The sequence below is a fragment of the Agathobacter sp. genome (genome assembly GCF_977054825.1).
The window spans coordinates 149159-169778 of sequence record NZ_CDRTEH010000003.1; the positions used below are offsets into that span (position 1 = coordinate 149159).

The 20620-nt window shown below is 43.8% G+C and carries 15 protein-coding genes and 1 pseudogene; 1 reads left to right on the top strand and 15 read right to left on the bottom strand.

Translation table 11 applies throughout. From position 1 onward, the window contains the following. Nucleotides 1-2: 2 nt before the first annotated feature. Entirely contained in the window at nt 3-1262 is a 1260-nt protein-coding gene (locus ACW6PM_RS04790) for a trigger factor (RefSeq protein ID WP_308500309.1), read from the bottom strand. A 109-nt stretch (nt 1263-1371) separates the two neighbouring features. Beyond that, nucleotides 1372-4764: a glycosyl hydrolase 53 family protein gene (locus ACW6PM_RS04795; RefSeq protein ID WP_456056391.1), complete on the bottom strand. Its 3393-nt coding sequence runs from the start codon at nt 4762-4764 to the stop codon at nt 1372-1374. Nucleotides 4765-4917: 153 nt separating this feature from the next. Here ACW6PM_RS04795 and ACW6PM_RS04800 point away from each other — a divergent pair, with 153 nt between their 5' ends. Then, nucleotides 4918-5451, top strand: a complete 534-nt coding sequence (locus tag ACW6PM_RS04800) for a hypothetical protein (protein WP_109258552.1) — start codon at nt 4918-4920, stop codon at nt 5449-5451. 141 nt (nt 5452-5592) lie between these two features. On the opposite strand, the gene ACW6PM_RS04805 is transcribed toward ACW6PM_RS04800, so the two are convergent. From ACW6PM_RS04805 to lon, 13 genes and pseudogenes are all read right to left on the bottom strand, one after another. Beyond that, entirely contained in the window at nt 5593-6036 is a 444-nt protein-coding gene (locus ACW6PM_RS04805; RefSeq protein ID WP_015516871.1) for a DUF1934 domain-containing protein, read from the bottom strand. A gap of 107 nt (nt 6037-6143) precedes the next feature. Continuing rightward, nucleotides 6144-6779, bottom strand: a complete 636-nt coding sequence (gene spoIIR, locus ACW6PM_RS04810; protein WP_456056392.1) for a stage II sporulation protein R — start codon at nt 6777-6779, stop codon at nt 6144-6146. Between the two features lie 51 nt (nt 6780-6830). Then, nucleotides 6831-8492 carry a GerAB/ArcD/ProY family transporter gene (locus ACW6PM_RS04815; protein ID WP_456056393.1) on the bottom strand — a complete coding sequence of 554 codons (1662 nt, stop codon included), beginning with the start codon at nt 8490-8492 and terminating at the stop codon, nt 6831-6833. After that, the gene (locus ACW6PM_RS04820; protein WP_308650213.1) at nt 8485-9963 is read right to left on the bottom strand and encodes a spore germination protein; all 1479 of its coding nucleotides are present in this window, start codon (nt 9961-9963) and stop codon (nt 8485-8487) included. The genes ACW6PM_RS04815 and ACW6PM_RS04820 overlap by 8 nt, the downstream gene beginning before the upstream one ends. A 204-nt stretch (nt 9964-10167) precedes the next feature. Further along, a complete protein-coding gene (locus ACW6PM_RS04825) occupies nt 10168-10854 on the bottom strand; it encodes a GntR family transcriptional regulator (protein WP_456056394.1) in 687 nt (228 codons plus the stop codon). 89 nt (nt 10855-10943) lie between these two features. Further along, complete coding sequence (gene ispE / locus ACW6PM_RS04830) at nt 10944-11825, bottom strand: 4-(cytidine 5'-diphospho)-2-C-methyl-D-erythritol kinase (protein WP_456056395.1); 882 nt, start codon at nt 11823-11825, stop codon at nt 10944-10946. A 183-nt stretch (nt 11826-12008) separates the two neighbouring features. Then, the gene (locus ACW6PM_RS04835; RefSeq protein ID WP_456056396.1) at nt 12009-13730 is read right to left on the bottom strand and encodes a methyl-accepting chemotaxis protein; all 1722 of its coding nucleotides are present in this window, start codon (nt 13728-13730) and stop codon (nt 12009-12011) included. 189 nt (nt 13731-13919) lie between these two features. After that, entirely contained in the window at nt 13920-14591 is a 672-nt protein-coding gene (locus tag ACW6PM_RS04840) for a hypothetical protein (protein ID WP_456056397.1), read from the bottom strand. A 145-nt stretch (nt 14592-14736) separates the two neighbouring features. Then, on the bottom strand, nt 14737-15549 hold the full coding sequence (locus ACW6PM_RS04845; RefSeq protein ID WP_012741858.1) for a metal ABC transporter permease: 813 nt from the start codon (nt 15547-15549) through the stop codon (nt 14737-14739). Further along, entirely contained in the window at nt 15546-16313 is a 768-nt protein-coding gene (locus ACW6PM_RS04850) for a metal ABC transporter ATP-binding protein (protein WP_456056398.1), read from the bottom strand. The genes ACW6PM_RS04845 and ACW6PM_RS04850 overlap by 4 nt, the downstream gene beginning before the upstream one ends. Before the next feature lie 26 nt (nt 16314-16339). Then, nucleotides 16340-17422, bottom strand: coding sequence for a metal ABC transporter substrate-binding protein (locus ACW6PM_RS04855; protein ID WP_456056399.1), 1083 nt, complete (start codon nt 17420-17422; stop codon nt 16340-16342). Nucleotides 17423-17659: 237 nt separating this feature from the next. Continuing rightward, a pseudogene (gene yihA / locus ACW6PM_RS04860) lies at nt 17660-18250 on the bottom strand (ribosome biogenesis GTP-binding protein YihA/YsxC); the annotation flags it as partial. Nucleotides 18251-18266: 16 nt separating this feature from the next. Continuing rightward, on the bottom strand, nt 18267-20579 hold the full coding sequence (lon, locus tag ACW6PM_RS04865) for an endopeptidase La (RefSeq protein WP_456056400.1): 2313 nt from the start codon (nt 20577-20579) through the stop codon (nt 18267-18269). Nucleotides 20580-20620: the final 41 nt, after the last annotated feature.

Sequence of the window (20620 nt, forward strand, 5' to 3'; positions counted from 1 at the left end):
TATTATTCGGCATCCGCGCTGCCACTTGAAGTATCCGGCGCTGCACTGCCATCCTCAAATGTCACATTTGCTTTCTCTGTGACTGTATCAATAGCCTTGTTTACAAGGTACTGGTTCTTAAGGTATGTCTTTCCCTCATCCTTGTGTCCGCTTCCAAAATACTTGTATACCTCAGAAGCCTTGCTGAACTGGCCATTGCTGGCTGATACGATATAATCCACATAGCTGTTGAAGGCATCATCATCCATCTTGATATTTTCCTTCTCAGCGATAAGCCCAAAGATGAACTCTGTCTTTATCTGGTCTGTCAGATTCTCCTTCCACTTCTCTGTGGCCTGATCCACTGTCATGTTGTAGTTGGACTTTAAATATTTCTTAAGTGTCTGTCCATCTTTGACATTTTCTTTGGTAAATGAAGCAATATACTCATTGAGTCTGGCCTGTAGATACTCATCAGGAATCTCGACTGTGCTGTTTTCAATCATGTAGCTCTTTATCTTGTCCACCTCAGCGCTGTAGAGCTGCTGCTTCAAATCCTTCTCAATCTGTGTGGTAAGCTGGGCATTTGTTGTCACTCCGGCCTTTCCAAACACTGTGTTGACCTGCTCGTCTGTCATATCAGCAAGTGCAACAGGATCTGCTGAGTAAATGCCCTTTACTGTATACTCAAATGTAACTGTCTGTCCGTTTAGGTCATCGTTGCCATAATCCTCAGGGAATGTCACGTCACCCTTAACCTTGTCACCCACCTTGGCTCCGATTATAGGCTTTGTAAATCCATCAATAAAGGATGAACCGCCAACCTGGCTGTTGTTTGTCACATCAAGCATCACATCTGTAGCTGAGCCACCATCAAATGCTTTGCCATCCTTATATCCTGTGTAATCAACCTTGACATAATCTCCATCTGCAACTGTATCACGGTCTGTAACCTGCTTGTACGCATCTGCACCATATGACTGAAGCACATTGGTCAGATATGTCTGCTTTGCTGTATCGTTTATCTCATAATCGTTTGAGACAGTAATTGCAACACCTGAATAGTCTGCAAGCTTTGTAACCTGCTTTGCATAGTCTATGTCAAACTGTCCGCTTCGCATCGTCTCGCTGCCGGCCTCGGTGCCTGTCTCTGTTGCGCTCTTTGAGCCACCCTTTTTGCTCTTGCCGCTTATCACAACAGCAAGCGCAATAATTACCACGATAAGTGCAATCACAATCACTGCTATGACTGCCTTCTTACCTGTATTCTTCTTCTCACTCATTAGAATCCTCCTGAAATCTGTAAGTCATGTTATTTATATGTATAATGCCCTGCCACATCAAAAACGCATCAGCAAAACACCATACCTGTCTACAATATCACATATCAGGTTAAATTACAACGAGTGAAAATTTCTTTATCTTTGCAAACACCGGAGGAGTATGCATCCTAAGCCCTACTGTCACCCTGGCATTCTTTTGCAGCCTTACCGGCTTAAGCAGATGTGTCACAAACCTGACATCAGCCGGGAAAATATCGCTTGTATATGTATGAACGCCGCTTTCATCCTCCACATCCATAAACAGCTCGACCTCGACACCTGTTGTATTGGTTCCTCTATATTCAACCGCTGCTATATACTCACCGGTATATTCAATATCCACCGTCTGGCTTATCGAATAGTCAAAATTGACATCCGAAGAGATAAACACTCCATCCTTCCCCAGTGTATACTGTCTTTCTTCAAGGCTTGTCTCAATCTGCCAATTATTAAATCCATCCTTAAATTCAGGATTTGAGATTAGATTTCCATGAATCATAAGAAGCTTTTGAAAATCCTCTACCTCCGGTGATTCTTCATACTCGTAAAGCGATTCAATATACTTATCAAGCTCTTTAATCGGCGGATTCTTCGGATCAAATGCCTTTATTGCATCCCATCCCGGCAAAGCCCTGCCATGCTCATCAAACATGCCCATGTTCTCAAACCATGTTCCAAGACCATGACCCGGCACGCCGACAGGCTCCCAGTAGTATACACCGGTCTTTCCGGTATCCTTTGACACCTCTGCTGCTATCTGCATGATTATTTCAAGAGACCTCTTCTGCTCTGCGATGCCAGCCTCAAGGCCTGCTGTCTCCATGAGCTCCTTCGAGATATGCTCTCCCTTGCAGTGCCTCCACGGATGAGCTGTCTCCACAATATAAACCGGCAGATTATATAATTTTATGAGCCTGCTCATGGTGTCCTTCAGATCCATGAAGGTGCCATGCCAGAACGAATAATATGAGAGACCGATTGCATCAATCGGCAGCATGCCGGCATTAAACATCGAATCAAACCATGGCATCAGACAGTTATGTCTGCCTCCCTGATCCAGATGAATCATAACCTTTGTCTCCGGAAGCAGCTCCCTTACAGCCCTGATTCCCTCATTTACTAACGCTGCCAGCTGCCTGTACTGCGGCACTGCACCATCCGGAAACAGCATACCACTCCTTATTTCATTGCCAATCTGGACCATATCAGGCGCACAATCCATGATTTTTAATCTGTATAGCACATCATATGTGTACTTGTGCACCGCTTTCTTCAGCTCATCAAAGCTCAAATTCTTCCACGCATCAGGCTTATTCTGCTGTCCCGGATCTGCCCAGTAATCTGAATAATGAAAATCAAGCAGAAAATGCATATTGTATTTTTTAATGACATGAGCCATCTCGAGAACATATGCAAGACTGCAATACCCCTTTGACTCAGGCACCTTATCGGGATCGTTCCATATGCGCAGACGGACTGAATTTACATTATTCAGCTTCAAAAGATCAAATGCCTTGCACACATTGCCTTCTTTATCCATGATTTGTATATTATTGTCAACAAGCATAGGAAGTGATGATATATCCACGCCCTTTAGGAAATTGTTATCCTTTTTCTGTTTGTGCTGCTGCTTAAGCTGATACATCTTTGTGTCAGCACTTACGAGATAATCGTCAAAGCTCTTACCACTGCCCGGCTTCGTATATATGATGCCGTGACTGATAAACAGGCTATGCTGCTCCATGATGTCATACACGCGCTCTATATACCTCTCAGCAGTATCATGACTGTCACCCGGAATAAATACGATAAACTCATCTCCACCGAATCTGTATACCATACTTCCTTCAGGCTTTTGCTCATCAAGCACCCTCGCCACAGTCTTTAAAAGCTCGTCCCCATACTGGTGTCCGTAGGTATCATTTATGTCCTTGAAATCATCCACATCAAGAAATACTAAGGTGCAGCCGACATTTTGGGCTTCAAGCTCAGCAAACATAGGAATGACCATCTCATTGCATGCCACACGATTGTATAGACCCGTGAGTGCATCATGGTTGTAGAGATTCTTAAGCTCGTTATTTGTGTTCTCAAGCACCTTCTGCTTAAAAAGATTCTCGAGCTTCTTAAGAAGGGCAGACTGTATATCAAACTGCTCAGGATGGTCGTATAAAAACTCAGGATTTCTGAGTATTACATAGCCTGCTATCTCGTCCCTGAAATGCAGCGAGCAATACATATAGCAGGTGTTCTTATCTACACTCTGCATGTACTGCATAAGGTCATTTACACTCTTAAACTCAAGCCTTCCATTGTCCTTGTCATCCGCATAGAGCACAACCTCTTCGTCAATATCATAGCCATGCTTCCTAAAGTGTGCATTGTTTTTTGCAGCTGCAAGATCCAAAACCCCGACCACATACACTCCGTCGCACTTCATGCTCTGTATATAGTCAGAGTATTTCTCAAACAAATCATAATATTCATCGCACTCCTCGAGCTCCTTCTGGAGGATCATTACTGCATCCTCCTCCTGCTCTTTTACAACGGAGCCTTTGATAATATTCTTTATGTAATTACGATAATCCACCCTGCCGGTATTAGGGCATCCGCAGCTCTCCGCCGGGATGAACTCGGAATCAAGGTATTTATCAGAAGCCTCTCCTATTCCATACCAGAGCGCCTTAAATATCTCAAGGGCTTTTCTGCCTATATTGTCCCTGTTGTGCTCAACAGTAGTAATCTGCGGATTAAAGTACGCAGCCTTGTCCAGATTGTCAAAGCCTGTGACCTTAAAATCCTGTGGCACCCTGTATCCAAGAGTCTCTGCTGCCGCACACAGTCCTGCCGCTATATTGTCATTTGCACATAAAAATACATCAGGTAACGGCTTTTTGCTCTCGTGCCACTGACTCATATACCTGACACCTGTCTGATAGTCAAAATCACCAAACATGTACATATCAGCGGTAAGCGGTATGCCATAGTCACGTAAAGCCTCCTTGAAGGCCTCAAAACGCATTCTGTTCTCATAATGATACGGCGGGCCACCTGCAAACACAAAGCTTTTGCAGCCATGCTCATAGTACATATGATCCATCACCCTGCGAAACAGCCTTTTATTGTCGTTGCCTACATAGTAAAACCCGTCAACCTTATACCCGATACTCACTACAGGCACTTTTACCGACTGCAGCTTTCTGACCATATACTGTATCTGATCCTGGTCGGTCGTATTGGTACAGTCAAATACCACTCCGTCGAAGCTGTTTAAATCAGGCAAATCGTTCAGTGCATACTCACCCTTGTTAAACTTTAAATCATGGCTCCAGGTTCCGTTGGTGTTGTAAAAATACAGGCACACATCCAGTCCCAGCTCTTTAGAGCCTCCCATGATACCCTCAACCCACGAATATGTTACATATCTTCTCCAGCCATCAGCCAGAAGAGCTATCTTCTTCATCTATCTGTTTACCCCTTTTGTCTTCTAAAGACCTTTTCCAAAATATGGTTCTATTATACTACGTTTTTACCTATTCTTGCAATAAAGATTGATTTTTTTTAGCATATTTGATAGAATTAATCTAAATAAGCAAATTTTTAGGAGGGATACGTTTTGAATCCAGCATTAATCGTACTTATTGTTATCGCAGTAGTGCTTGTGGTAGCATTTATAGTATTAACAATCCTCGGTAAAAAAGCACAAAAAAGAAAGGAAGAGCAGGACGAGCAGATAGCTGCTGCATCGCAGACTGTCAACATGCTAATCATTGACAAAAAGCGTATGAAGCTAAAGGATGCCGGTCTCCCACAGCAGATTGTTGAGCAGACACCAAAGCTTATGCGCCGCTCAAAGCTGCCTGTAGTCAAGGCCAAGGTCGGACCAAGAGTCATGACTCTTATAGCAGATGAGCAGATCTTCGATGAGATTCCTTTAAAGAAAGAGGTTAAGGCTTCTGTCAGCGGTATCTACATTACAGCAGTCCGCGGTATCAGAGGACCTCTTGAGAAGCCTAAGAAGAAAAAGGGCTTCCGTGCAAGAATGGCTGAAAACTACAGCAAGGCCAACGAACAGCTCAAGGCTGAGGAGGCTGCAAAGGCTGAAAGAAAAGCTGCTAAAGAGGCTGCCAAAAAGGCTAAGCAGAAATAATATCATGATTTAATTTTCATGTACATAAACAGAGCATGTGGGATGTCTTTCATCCTCACATGCTCTGTTTTTTTATGCTTTGTCCATATATTCTTTGTATATATGCCATATATTTTTTTACACCATAGGCTCGGCAGACTTTTATGCGATTTTGACTGCTGCGCCCTTTTTCTTCACAGCTATATTGATGTGGCAGTCGCCTACAAATTCATAGTTGACATCAAGTGCGTACTTTACCTCCGCCCTTATCTCGTCCTCGGTCTCCTTTACCTCTATGCTTGTGGCATCGATGCCTATCTGGATACTTCCAAACGGTGTATAATAATATGTCAGGTTTTTCTTTCCCTTTTCAAATATCATATGTACACTCATCGGTCCCTTGCGGGTGAACTCAAGATAATTGTCATTGAATTTAAGCATATTTTTGAGTGTCTGGGTCTCCCCCTCCATTATCTCCTCAAAAAGTACATAGTGCTTGTTATTTCTTATATAATACTCTCCCGGGGCTATCACCTCTACCGCATCAGACTGCTGATCCGGTGCGAGCTGCAGGCCCTTTAATGATACTACTACATCCTTTGTCATTTCTTTCTCCTTATCCTCTTGCATATCTAAATTAATTCACGCTTTAATAATTTGTCATTACATATTTTCTTTTAATATATTTTTTCAGCATGAATATACTAACTGTTTTATCTGAAAATATCAAGGATTTTTAGTTTTATTTCATATTTTCCGCTGTCAAACACGCTCTCATACTCATCCGGAGTGAGCACCTCCCTAAGATTTTCCTTTGCTTCGTCCTCAACTACCTCATACACACTGCCCCTGAAGCACATGTTGGGATACAGCACGCACCACCAGTTATGACCGGCTCCATCGCCCAGTGTTATTTCAAGCGCCTCGTAATTTCCCGCAGGAAATGTATAGTCCCCATACGTCTTTTCCGGGAAATCGGTGTGTGTAAGCTCTGCCGATGCGCCATATGTAAAGCCGTTTGCTGCAAGCGTCTCCTTTGATACCGCTATTATTTCGTCCATATGGTCATTTACGGTGGCTCTGGTTTCTTCGATATTTTCGCACTCCAAAAGGTATGGCTCAATGTAAGCTCCCACTGCATCGCGCACCTGCTTTTTCACATTCTGGTCTGCCTCGCTGTCGCTGTTTGCCAGCACGTGGAAACGCAGGATTTTGCCGGCGATGGATTTTTGCATGTCGGCTGCATGCGCTGTACTGTTTGTGCTTATCGCAGGTGCATGATTTTTTGCAGCGATTACTGCTGCAAGGGATATTATTGCTATGGTTGTTATTATTATTCTCTTTCTCATGTAAACAAGTATTGCCTTGTTTGAAAAGATTATTCATCCTTTTTGAAATTTTTACCGGGTTTCATGAATTTCATTCGTATAGTCATCCAGTAAGGTGCCTAGTGTAATTATCGTTTCACCGTCCTCATGATTCTCCTTATTCATCTTCTGCTCATAATAATCACCCATGTTATCAAAGATATCGTTTATATCATCTGCTATGCACACGTATGTGTTTCTCGGAAATTTTTTGGATATCTTGCAGTATTCTATGAATCTTGCATAAGCTGCTTTATCGTTTCTAAGCGTTTTTCCTATTAATATCACCTTCAGATGATTGGTATCGGCTTTTTGTGACAGCCGCCCCTCGAAGCTGTCCACGGCTGTTTTGATATCATCTGCATATTCCGGTTCGTAGGATTTGTCCATGTTATAGTAAAACTCTACAACTTCTTTATCGGTTGTTTCGTCAGTAGCTACAGCTACAATATCCACCGCAGCAAGTGTCGGGAAGCATCGCTCCTCAAGCTCCACCGCACTGCAGCCGGTCAGCATAAGACCTATCGTCAGCACTACTATGACCGGTATTGCTATACACAATAAAAATCCAAGATATTTTTTCACGATTTCATCTCCACTTTCAAGAATATATGCTAATGTCACTGTGACTGCTATGGCAAATATGATGCACCGGCTTCTAATACTGCTATTTCCTTCGTCATGGCTTTTCTGTCTGTCACAGCTTAATTGCTTATTGTTACTGAAGCCTCGGTTTTTATTAAATGTAAGTATAACTTTTGCCGTATTTTTAGCAAAGTTCTCACATCTTAGAACCGCATAATAAAGGCTCATGTTGAGCACTGAAAACAGCGTGAAAAACCACACCGACAGCATAAGTGCGTCCGCTCTCTTAAAGAAGCTGCCCTTTATCTGCACATCACTCATCAGTACAACAGCCGGAAACTCTATTTCCGACAGTGAATATTTTCCAAAGCTTCCAAGCAATACCGCATACAACAAAAACAGTATGCCTGCATATGTGAGTATTGCTTTGCTCACACTCCATCGTATCTGTGAGACACTGCGTTCCCTTACAAACAGTATATTGAACACGGAAATGGATGCTGCAAACACATAGTACGCGCCCGCGAATATATCTGCGATGCCAAATTCCACACCAACCCTGTCCTTAATCATCAGATAGTCAAGTCTCACATCCGATATTGCAAACAAAAGCATAGCCGCAAGCGGTATGAGCACAAAGAAAAATACTACCTCATATACTCTGGCACGGCACTCCACTCCGCCGCTTAGCGCATAAGCGCACACCGCCATTATCACAAGAAGCACAGCTGTAAATGACTCATCCGGTATAAGACTGTCACGTATCAGCTTTACAAATATCCATGCAAGAAATGCAGCCTGTGATAACTCGTATACTGCAATAATTAAATCATAAATTAATATTTTTGCATGTGCTGTTTTACCAAAGCTTCTGTCATATATAATTTTCCTGCGTTCACGTACCTCGCTTACTATCCACATAAATAGCCATGCCATGAAAACTCCGAGCGCGATAGAGATAAAACCATACTTTCCAAGCTTCGCCAGATTGTTTGGAAGCACCAGCGTGCCGACTCCAAGCAGATTAAAGACGTATAGTCTATATAGCTGGCGTGGCGATATGCTTTCGTTTTGTGCAAATGTGTAGCTTTTGCTCATATTTTTAGTCATACTTATTTCCTTTCAGCTTCCTGCACTCCTTTTCTCTTGCAAACACAGGCCGTCTCCATAGTCTGCGAAGCGGAAACCGTATGATACTGTCCTTTTCATCCTCTCCGCCTGTCAGCTCGCTGCCCACGAATGGCATCATGTATGGATAACCACAGCTTTTGAGCTTTGCAAGATGCAAAAGTATCACCATCAGACTAATTAAAAATCCAAAGTATCCAAGCCATGCCGACATAATTATTACAGCAAATTTGAGTATCCTAAATGAAAATGCAAACTCCTCACTCGGTATGGCAAACGAGCAGAGTGCGGTAAATGCAACCAGGATGACCACTATAGGGCTTACTAAATTTGCATCCACTGCTGCCTGTCCGATTATGAGGCCTCCGACTATGCCTATCGTGTTTCCCATTGCTCCGGGAAGTCTTATGCCGGCTTCGCGAAGCAGCTCAAACGACAGCTCCATCATGAGTACCTCTATGAGCTGTGGAAACGGGCAGCCGAGTCTGGCCTCATAAAATGCCAGTATGAGTGGTGTCGGCAGTATCTGTGTATGAAAATTTGTGACCGCCAGATAGAGCCCCGGCAATGTAAATGACATGAAGGCTGCCACATACCGTATCAGCCTGGCAAAGCTTGCTGCTATCGTTCTGTTATAGTAATCATCTGCGGTTTTTAAAAAATTGTTCATGGTGGTTGGCAGTATTATCGCTATCGGTGAATTATCGCACAGCACCACCACCCGCCCCTCTAGGAGCGCATTTACCGCAACATCCGGCCGCTTTGTGGTCTGAAGCTGCGGAAACGGCGAATACCATTTTGCCTCTGCAAACTGTTCAATGACTCCCGAATCACCCACATGGTCTATCACATAGCTGTCCAGATTCCTTTCCACCTCCTCAACAAGCCCATCTTTTACGAGGTCTCTCACATACAGTATGTCCACATTGCTGTGTCCTCGAAGCCCCTTTTTCACCTCTTTGCACTTTAAGCGAGTGCTCCTTAACCTGCGCCTGATAAGTGCCGTATTTATTTTTATGGAATCTGCAAAGCCCTCATTGGAGCCTCGTATGACCTTTTCCGAATCAATCTCCTGAATTGACATGGCAGGATATCCCTTGTCGGGAAGCTTGAAGGCATCAGGATAGCCATCCACAAAAAATATCACGTCTCCTGTCAGCATCATCTGAGCCGCCTCCTTAACCGTATGAAGATGCGCAAATTCGGATAAAGCTGCCTGATTTTTGTCAAGTACTTCCTTAACCTGATCCCGGTCTATCCCTTCAAGGTATGAGGTAAATCGTCCAAACGCACTGTTATTGATACCGGAGCCTGCACATGTCACCTCAATATATGCAACAAAGCACTTTATGGAGGCATCACGCCCCAGATACATCTCCTGCATCTTGATATCGGAGCAGTCAGAATATATCTGTCTGAAGCTTTTTATGTTCTCATCTATGTTTGTGGTCATCTTTAACTCTCCTATATCCCCCGTCAGATTTAAAATTCTTTATATAGTATGACCGTACAAGCTCGCAAATATCCCTGATTGTTTATTTTATAACTATCTAAGCCACTAACTAAGCCACTAAAAAGGCCACCGTTCACACATCAGTGCGACCGGCAGCCTCTGTTTTGTTATTTTATCTTTGTCTGCTATATTCTTGTTATATTTTTATTTCTTCTCTTCATCCTGCATTTGTATCACAGCCTTCACAGCAACCGCCTGATTTGCCACATGCGTATGCATTTCCGTAGTCACAAGCTCCATATTTCTTGACTCAAGCGCCCTGTAGATGGCATCATGCTCCTTCACCAGCATCGGATAATTCTTCGGATCCTTCAAATACTCCACTCTGTAGCGGTACATCTGCTCGCGGATATTGTTCATCATAGATACAAGCTTCGCATTGTCGGTTGCCTCATAGATAGCATCGTGAAACTTCACATCCTCCTCAGCTATCTTTTTCACATCGCCTGAGTCCATGCTCTTTTTGAACTCATCCTTTATTGTCTTTAGCTTTGCGAGCTGCTCATCACTGATTTTCTTACATGCAATTTTGGCTGCAAGCTCATCTAGAGCCTCTCTCACCTCAAGCACATCCTCCATATCCTTGAGAGTCATCTTGGCAACCTCTGCGCCCTTTCGCGGCATCGTAACTGCAAGCCCCTCCTGCTCGAGCATTCTGATTGCTTCACGTATAGGTGTACGGCTGACTCCAAGCTTTGACGCAAGCTGCAGCTCCATAAGTCTCTCGCCCGGCTTGAGCTCTCCCTTTAAAATTGCCTCACGAAGTGTGTTAAAAACCACATCACGCAGTGGCAGATATGCATCCATATTTAAAGTTAAATTATCAGTCATCAAACTTCTCCTATCTCTTGTATTATAATTCTCATCTATAAGAAAATAAGGTAACTATAAAGCACCGGCTATGCTGTCACGGTATCGTATCATTTACGATTATTGTATACAGATGTCAGATACACCTGTCTGGCAAGGTGTGAGCTTCGCATAGCTTTATACGCTTTCTTTGCGGTAGCTTCATCGTCAAACAGTCCAAAAACTGTCGGACCACTGCCGCTCATCATGGCTCCCACCGCGCCATGAGAAAGCATATGCTTCTTTATCTCGTCTATCACCGGATAGTTTGGTATGGTCACGGTCTCTAAGACATTTCCCATGTGTGCTGCAATGTCATGCAGATTCTTAGCCTTTATATCCTCTATCAGGAGGTCTATATCCGGATGAACTGTCGTATCATCAAGCTTTAAATTCTGGTACACAAACTTGGTGGATACCGAAATGGACGGCTTTGCAATGAGCACCGGACACTTTACCATTGGAGCAAGAGGACTAAGCTCCTCTCCTATGCCCTCAGCAAGCGCCGTACCTCTCATAATACAGTATGGCACATCCGCGCCAATCTGCACACCTCTTTCCATAAGCTGTCTCTTTGTCAGCCCCAGTGAAAAAAGTCTGTTCATGCCAAAAAGCATAGCTGCTGCATCAGTACTGCCCCCTGCCATTCCTGCCGCAACAGGAATACGCTTGTCCAGCTTCACTGATACACCGTCAGTTATAGAAAACTCATCCATAAGAAGCTTCGCAGCCTTGTATATGAGATTGTTCTCATTTACAGGAAGAAAAGACAGATTGGTCTGTATCTGTATGCCAGACTCCTTTGTCCTTTTGATATCTAGCCTGTCATACAGATGAATAGTCTGCATAATCATACGGACCTCATGATATCCGTCCTCTCTGCGCCTCACCACATCAAGCCCCAGATTAATCTTGGCTAATGCTTTTAATGAAATATCGTTATTACTACCCATATTGTATTACCTCTGTTTTTTGTATACAAGGATTATAACACAAACATTCAAAAAGAGCAATTTCAAATATTCTCATTTATTTCTATCTCAAAATATTCTGTTTGTACAAAAAAAGCCTCGCAGCATATCAATAATGCTTGTGGGGCTTTTTTAAGGTTTTTCTAAACTCGTATGTACAATTTTTTATTTCTTTTCCAATATAAATTTGCTGATCAGCTCGTTCATTGTCTCCGCCTGTGCTGAAAGCTCCTCACTTGTTGCTGATGTTTCCTCTGCATTTGCTGAGTTTGACTGTACAACATCTGATATCTGATTAATGCCAGCCTCTGCCTGCTCCATAGCCTTTGCCTGCTCCTCTGCAATCTCGCTGAGTTTTTGAGAAGAATCTGCAACTTCCTTCATACCATTGATAACCTTTTCAATAGAAGTACTTACGCGCTCTGCAGCTTCATTACCCTCGTTAGATACCGCAATGGCACTCTCTATAAGCTGACGTGTGTCAACTGCAGCCTTGGCACTCTGCTCTGAAAGACTTCTGATTTGTCCCGCAACAACTGCGAATCCTTTACCTGCCTCACCTGCACGCGCTGCCTCGATAGCTGCATTGAGTGAAAGAAGGTTTGTCTGACTGGCAATATCCTCAATCTCAGAAATGATATTCTCAATCTGCTTAGATGTATCATTGATGCGTCCGATAACATCAACCATGCCCTGCATCTCTGTATGGCTGTGATCTGCTTCCTCAGCATACTCCTGTGCAATCCTGTATGTATCATTGAGCTTCTCAGATGTTTTCTCAACACCGCCTGTGATATCTGCAAATGTAGCCTGAAGCTCCTCAATGGCTGCTGACTGATCCATAGCACCTTCTGCTATTTCCTGTGCTGCCTGAGCAAGGTTGTTAGAACCTGCTGTAACAAGTGATGATATCTCATTGATATGTGACATAACATCATTCATCTGTGTCTTCATCTGACGCATTGCCATGAGAAGTCCAATAAAATCTCCGGTATATTTATCTTCCATGTCTGATGAAACTGTATAATCTCCTTCTGCCATCTTTCCAAGAAGCTTGTCAGAGTCAGATATGATAGTCTTAAGGTCTGCTGCCATGTTTTTTGCAACCCCTACCATATCAGCAATTTCATCTTGTGAATCAACTGCCGGGAATGGAGCCTCAAGATCACCCTGTGCAAATGTACGTAATCTCTGTTTTAACTCATCGAGTGGTTTAGAAATACCAACTGCAACTTCGTCCCCGATTTTCATCGAGATAAAATATGAACCGACAATGATAACAATAACAATACCAAATGCGGCATATGATACTAATGATAATGTCTTGCTTAAATTATCTCCCTCTGTTACCTTTATATTCATAAGAGCAACAAGCTGCTGATATATCTCATCATATGCAGGTGCAAGCTCTGCTACTGCTCTCTCCTCGGCCTCCTTCTGTGTCTCAGAATCTGTAGCAGTCTCACCTAACTGTCCGATTTCATCATCGAGACTCCAGTATGAGTCGAGCTTACTGTTTATATCATCATATATAGCCTGCTCCTCACCTGTCTTTATAGAGCTTTGCAGTTCTTCCCAGTATTTTTGAAATGATTCCTTTTTAGAAGCATGTGTATCAGACATCTTACTTAATGTGTCAGAAGCTGTATAACCGATAAGAGCTCGTGTAGCGCTTCGTGTCTCTGAGAAGGTTACCATAACCTTTCCTATATCTCCCTGTGAAAATCCGTAAAAGGTTAGTGCACTGGAATATCTCATTGATACAATAATCATAAGAATACCCGCGATGACCCCCGATGCCGATGCTACAAATGTAGTCAGTCTAAATCCTTTTTTTAAACGATTTTTAATGCTAAGTGTTTTCCACTTTGACATGTCTAATTTCATGATGTTCCCTCCCCTATGAATAATGATACCTATATACTATATTTCTATTATACACCTCTTAAAAAATTATACAAGCACTAAAAAGGTGACTGCACGCTGCGTGCAGCCCCCTTTTCATAATTCATAAATCAGATTTCTTATATTATAATATTCGTTCCATAACGACACTTTTACATACACATCCGGCTTCTAGCCCTGTACCTGTGTCTCCTCAGTGCCGTTCTTCCAGGCCTCGAATTTCTTGACTACTGCATCATATGTATCCTGACATATTGACGGCAGCTTGTCTCCCCATTCTCCTGTTGCCTGTGAAAAGCCCTTCTTGAATGCATTCAAAAGCTCATCAGCCTTGTCCTTGTCGCCCCCTGACAGTGCCTTTGCAAAGTCAAGTATACGGTCTGAGGTCTTCTCAACTCCCCAGTATCCATCCTCAGCGATGTCCTTTTTGGCCTGCGCTATCGTGTCTGCATCTACAGTCAGATTCTCAAACAAACTCTTTAAGCCCTGTGACTTGTCCCAGGTTGTAGCCTGTCCTGTCATAGACTTTCTGACGATCTCGATAAGCTGCTGCTGTCTGGCGTTGGCATCATCCTTAAGTGCCTGTACCAGCGCATCTCTGTCTGCCTTGCTCATCTTCTGGTTTACTGTGCTCTTTGCAGTATCCTTTGAATCATCCTTGCTGTCTGATTTCTCATATACAGCAGCCTCCTCACTGAAGCCTAAAGTCTTTGCATCCGACTTATCAGTCTTTGCGTCCTGCTTCTTTGAAGCGGTGTTGGTATTCTTTGCTTGCGCCTCGTCCTTTGCTGTGACACTCTGCGCAGCTACTGCTGAAACTACACTTGAAATAGCATCTAACATTTCTCATCCCTCCCTGGTAATGCGTGTGCGGGAATCCTTTCCCGCTATACTATTATCAACCTGTATAGCGTCTGATATAGCTAAACAGTTTATCTCTTATAATCTGTATCGGCTGTTTTGTGTCTGTTAATTATAGCCTTTACTGTTATTTTTTCAGTTTTCTGCCAAATATAAATGTCGAAAAATATATTACCGATGCTATAATCACTATCATCGGGCCTGTTGCCACATTGGTGTAGTATGACACCGCAAGGCCGACTATTCCGGAAAATACTGAAAATATCACTGAAAAGAAATGATACTCACGCATATTTTCTGAAATATTCCTTGATGAAGCCGCAGGCAGTATGAGCAGCGCATTTATTATAAGTATACCTATCCACTTGATAGAGAGCATGACTATGAGTGCTACAAGCACTGCAAACAGATTGTCCAGTAAACGCACATGGATACCCTTGCTTTTTGCCACGCTTCTGTGTATGCAGATGGCGTTGAGCTTATTAAAGCAAAGCACCCAGAACACTATCGTGACCACAAAAATCACGATTAGATATACTATCTCTGTCTTTGTGATGCTTAACACATCGCCCACCAGTATGCTTGAGTATTTGCTGAAATTGCCGCCCTTTGACAGTATCGCAAGACCGATAGCCACAGAGCAAGATGAAAATACCGATATAATGGTATCTGTTGATGCTGTGTTCAGACTGCCTATCTTGTTTAAAAGAAGCGCAAACACTATCGCAAATATTACCATGGCAAGCGAGGTATCAGCCATGCCGCATACCACACCGACTGCGATGCCGGTGAGGGCAGAGTGTCCGAGCGCATCTGAAAAGTATGCCATTTTTTTGTTTACAATCATGGTTCCCATTATGCCAAAAAGCGGTGTGATGATGAGCACCGCGATAAGGGCATTTCTCATGAAATCATATTGAAGCCAGGAGGTTATATTCATTTATGCTCCTCCTCTCTCACCCAGGATTCCTCTCCTGTGTAAAAAATTCTTTCAAATTCCTTGCTCTCGAAGACATCCTTCACAGTTCCCTGCTTTGCTACTGTCTTATCAAGCAGCACAACATGGTCTGCGTACTTTGCCACATAATCCAAATCATGCGATATGAGTATGATTGCAAGGTCATAGTGAGTCTTTAAATAATCCATGGTCTTGTAGAAAAGCTCCATGCCGTTTTGGTCTATTCCCGACACCGGCTCATCCAAAAGCAGCAGGTTTGGCTCGTCCATGATTGCCATGGAAAGCAGCACTCTCTGCAGCTGTCCTCCCGAGAGGTTGCACACCTGCTTGTCGATGAGCTCCTCTGCCTCAAATACCTCGAGTGTCTCCTTTATTTTTGCCTCTATCTTTTTGCTCTTCGGCAGAAAAACAGGGTAATTGTACCGGTAGCTTGCTATGAGGTCATACACGCTGACCGGTGTGTTTTTCTCGATATTGACAGACTGTGGCACATAGCCGATTTTAAGCTTTGCCATATGTCCGTCCTTTGTATCCTTGAACTCAATCGTACCGGTGTGAGGTATCTCGCCCAGTATTGCCTTTATGAGTGTGGATTTTCCGGCACCGTTCTGGCCTATTATGACATTGAAGGAACCACAGTGTATGTGCATATTCACATCCTCAAGCACCGTCTGCTCTCCGAAGCTCACTCCAAGATTATTTATTTTTATGCAATGAAAGCCACATGGCTGTATAATTTTCCGCATATATTCCTGAATAGTTACCTCCAATTTTATTTAGTGAATGCATCTTTGACAAGCTCTATATTATGCTCCATGCCGTCAAGATAGCTGTCCTTGTCGTACTCTCCCCGATTGAGAGGGTCGATATAAACCATATGCACATCTGTCTCACGCGATACAGTATCTCCCATGCTCTTTCCGTAGAGCTCCTCAGCGAGTATTACCGACACTCCGTCATCCTTTATGGCACCTATTACCTGCTTTACCTCACCGGCGCTGACCGAGCGCTCCTCGTCAAGATCTAACAGGTAGCACGCATTCATGGAAAAGTCATCAGCCACATACTCATATGCCTCATGGAATATGATGATATTCTGTCCACCGGTAAGACTCTTTAGGCTATCTATCTTTTCCTCAAGCACTGCAAGCTTGGCGTCATATTTTTCGGCATTCGCATAATACTCTTTGGCGTGTGCCTCATCCTTCTGTGCCAGATGTGAGGCGATGGTTTTGACCATGGTGCGGTAACGCGGCACGCTCATCCATGCATGGGCATTCTCATCACCGTGATCGTGATCGTGGTCATGGTCGTGGTCGCTATCTGATTCTGTATCTGCATCGTGATCATGGTCGTGATTACTATCTGATTCTGTATCTGCATCGTGATCATGGTCGTGATTGCTTTCTGATTCTGTGTCTGCATCCTCAGAAAGAAGCGCCACATCCTCACAGGCCTCCACCACATCAAGCTTCGGATATGCCTTTGCCACATCAGACATAAACGACTCTATACCACCTCCGTTTATGACAAACACATCGGCAGTGGACAAAAGCTTCATATCCTCCGGTGTGAGCTGGAAATCGTGCAGACAGCCGGTCTGTGGCTCGCTTAGGTTTTCAAGTCTCACTCCGTCCACGCCGTCCACTATGTTTAATGCAGCAATATACATGGGATAGAAGGACGTCACGACGGTAAGCATATCATCAGTATTTTTTGTACTGTCAGAAGCTCCTGATACTCCACCGACAACGCCTGTTTTACCTTCAGTGTGCTCATATGCCATTACTGCAAGTGTACACACTGTCAATATACACAAAAACATAATGCCTACAAATTTGCATTTATTCTTCATATATTAAATATTCGCCTTTCTTTCTATAGCTTTATTTCTATGACTTTATTTCTTTTTATGATTATTAGCGCTTTTTTTGCTCTTGGCCTTATCTCTGCGCTCTTTTGTTTTTTTCGCAACCGGCTTTCCGGTCTTCTTCCAGCGCTCCTTTTTGTGTGGCTCCGATGAAACGGCTTTTTTTGCCGCTGATTTTGCCTCGCGCTTTGCTTTTTCCTCCTGCTTCATGGCAAGAAGAGTCTCCTCGTCAAACACGAGTGAATCTATGAGCTTCCAGATTTCATCCCTGCCTTCCTTTGACATTGACGAAAACGGTATAACCACCGTGTCCGGCTCTACATGAAGCACATCCTTGATGGTCTTTATGTGTGCGGCAATCTGGCTTTTTTTCAATTTATCGGATTTGGTTGCAATGATAATCGGTGCAAAGCCCTGGTTTACCATCCAGTCATACATCATGATATCATTGTCCGATGGCTCATGCCTTATATCTATAAGTAAAAACACCGCCTGAAGCTTTTTTGAGGTGTGCAGATAGTTTTCTATCATCTGTCCCCATTTTGCTTTTATCTCAATATTGGCGTTTGCATAGCCATAGCCCGGCAGATCGACCAGATACATGGCGTCATTGACGTTATAAAAATTGATGGTCTGTGTCTTGCCGGGCTGTGAAGAGATCCTGGCAAGTGACTTTCTGTTCATGAGCGCATTGATCAGTGACGACTTGCCTACATTGGATTTGCCGGCAAATGCCACCTCATTATACTCATTGTCAGGGATTGTGCTTGTAATTCCGCAAACTGTCTCTAAATTAACACTTTTAATTACCATAATCTCTTCCTCATTCTTATTTTACAAATACTATCTTCTCTACCTGTGAAAATTTCTCCACCGGCACGATTTCCATGCCGTCTGTTATTTCCTTTGAAATCTCCTCAAGGTCCTTTTCATTATCCTTTGGAATACACACTGTTTTTATTCCGATTACCTTGGCTGCAAGCAGCTTTTCCTTGAGTCCTCCTATCGGAAGCACCCTGCCGCGCAGCGTTATCTCTCCTGTCATGGCCACGTCTGCCCTGACAGCTCTGTCTGTAATAGCCGAGAGCATGGCTGTCGCCATAGTGATACCTGCAGATGGACCATCCTTTGGCACTGCTCCCTCCGGGATATGTATATGGATGTCATGCTTCGTGTAAAACTCTGCATCAATACCATAGCCTTCGCTTATTGAGCGCACATAGCTAAGTGCCGCCTGTGCCGACTCCTTCATCACATCTCCAAGCTTACCTGTTAGAACAAGCTCACCCTTGCCCGGCAGCACATTCACCTCGACCTCGAGCGTGACTCCGCCCACGCTGGTCCATGCGAGCCCTCTAACGATTCCCACCTCAGCGTGATCATTTTTCTTCTCCGGGCTGTACTTCGGATTGCCAAGGTATATCTTTAGATTGGTCTTTGTAACCTTTACAGCTGCTTCGCTGTCCTTAAAGATTTCTCTTGCAGCCTTGCGGCACAGCTTGCCGATAGTCCTCTCAAGACTTCTGACTCCGGCCTCTCTGGTGTACAGCCTGATGATGTCCTTTAAAGCTCCGTCTGTTATCGTAAGCTGTTCCTTTTTAATTCCGTTTTTGCTCTTTTGCTTCTCAACCAGGTGCTCCTTTGCGATATGAAACTTCTCATTTTCAGTGTAGCTTGACACCTCAATAAGCTCCATCCTGTCAAGAAGTGGCTTTGGAATGCCCGAAACCTCATTTGCCGTTGCAATAAAAAGCACCTCCGACAAATCCACAGGCATCTCAATGTAATGATCCCTGAATTTGCAGTTCTGCTCACTGTCAAGCACCTCAAGAAGAGCGGCTGATGTGTCACCCTTGTAGTCACTTGACACCTTATCTATCTCATCCAACAGCATGAGAGGATTTGAGACACCTGCCTGTCTTAAGCCATTTACTATACGGCCCGGCATGGCACCGATATATGTCTTTCTGTGTCCACGAATTTCTGCCTCATCGCGCACACCGCCAAGAGAAATACGCACATATTTCTTCTCCAGTGCAGCCGCAATTGAGCGGGCTATGCTTGTCTTTCCAGTTCCCGGAGGACCGACAAGACATATGATAGGACTCTCTCCCTTGCTGGTCAGATTTCTGACTGCCAGAAACTCAAGTATCCTCTCCTTAACATCCTTTAATCCGTAGTGATCATCATCAAGCACCTGCGCTGCATGGTCAAGGTCCTTGTTGTCCACAGACATTTTGTTCCACGGAAGCTCAAGCACTGTCTCTATATACCCTCTCTCAACCGTGCTCTCAGATGAGTTGCTGCTCATATTTCTAAAGCGCTTTATCTCTTTTTTCGTCTTTTCCTTCACATAGTCAGGCGCATCTAACTCGGATAGCTTTTTCTCATATTCATCAGCATCCGAGTCAGCATTCTCACCCAGCTCCTCACGTATCACGCCGAGCTGTTCGCGAAGCACATACTCCTTCTGATGCTTGTCCACACGAACCTTTACTTTTTTCTGAAGCTCATTCTTTATGGAAATAACCTCCACCTGGGAGAGAAGTAATGATACTATAACCTGATACCTGTCATTGATGTCCTCTGCCTCAAGCACCTGCTGCTTCAGCTCATATGACACCGGCAGATTATTGGTCACATAGTCTATGAGCTTTTCAAGATCCTCATACTGGTCTATCTGTCTGATAAGCTCCTTGCTGATTTTGCCTATGACTGCCGCATATCTGTGAAACGCCTCCCTGACTCCGAGAAGCATAGCCTCCTTTAGATCCTCCGGCAGGCTGTCTGCATTACTGTCACAATAACAAATTTCTGCCTCAAGATACTTCTTACGACCGGTAAAGCCAAGCAGCTTTGCCCGGCTTATTCCATCTACAAGTATTCTCACAACATCATTCTGCAGTCTGACAACCTGCTTTATGTCGGCTACTATTCCCATCCGGTAGAGGTCTTCCTGAGTCGGGTCCTCCCTGTCCACATTACTTTGTGTGACAAGATATATCCTTTGATCCTGCTCCATAGCCTCCTCGATAGCACGGAGTGAGCGCTCTCTGCTGACGTCGAAATGAGCAATCATCCCGGGCAGAATAGTAAGCCCTCTCAGCGCTACTGCAGGCATGTTAATAATCTGTTCTTCCACTTATATCTCCTGTATTATTGCACAGCTAAGCTTAACAAAGA

Bases quoted from the DNA above. Each gene is read 5' to 3' on its own strand.
- ACW6PM_RS04790 (WP_308500309.1), bottom strand. From the start codon at position 1,262: ATGAGTGAGAAGAAGAATACAGGTAAGAAGGCAGTCATAGCAGTGATT.
- ACW6PM_RS04795 (WP_456056391.1), bottom strand. From the start codon at position 4,764: ATGAAGAAGATAGCTCTTCTGGCTGATGGCTGGAGAAGATATGTAACA.
- ACW6PM_RS04805 (WP_015516871.1), bottom strand. From the start codon at position 6,036: ATGACAAAGGATGTAGTAGTATCATTAAAGGGCCTGCAGCTCGCACCG.
- spoIIR (WP_456056392.1), bottom strand. From the start codon at position 6,779: ATGAGAAAGAGAATAATAATAACAACCATAGCAATAATATCCCTTGCA.
- ACW6PM_RS04815 (WP_456056393.1), bottom strand. From the start codon at position 8,492: ATGACTAAAAATATGAGCAAAAGCTACACATTTGCACAAAACGAAAGC.
- ACW6PM_RS04820 (WP_308650213.1), bottom strand. From the start codon at position 9,963: ATGACCACAAACATAGATGAGAACATAAAAAGCTTCAGACAGATATAT.
- ACW6PM_RS04825 (WP_456056394.1), bottom strand. From the start codon at position 10,854: ATGACTGATAATTTAACTTTAAATATGGATGCATATCTGCCACTGCGT.
- ispE (WP_456056395.1), bottom strand. From the start codon at position 11,825: ATGGGTAGTAATAACGATATTTCATTAAAAGCATTAGCCAAGATTAAT.
- ACW6PM_RS04835 (WP_456056396.1), bottom strand. From the start codon at position 13,730: ATGAAATTAGACATGTCAAAGTGGAAAACACTTAGCATTAAAAATCGT.
- ACW6PM_RS04840 (WP_456056397.1), bottom strand. From the start codon at position 14,591: ATGTTAGATGCTATTTCAAGTGTAGTTTCAGCAGTAGCTGCGCAGAGT.
- ACW6PM_RS04845 (WP_012741858.1), bottom strand. From the start codon at position 15,549: ATGAATATAACCTCCTGGCTTCAATATGATTTCATGAGAAATGCCCTT.
- ACW6PM_RS04850 (WP_456056398.1), bottom strand. From the start codon at position 16,313: ATGCGGAAAATTATACAGCCATGTGGCTTTCATTGCATAAAAATAAAT.
- ACW6PM_RS04855 (WP_456056399.1), bottom strand. From the start codon at position 17,422: ATGAAGAATAAATGCAAATTTGTAGGCATTATGTTTTTGTGTATATTG.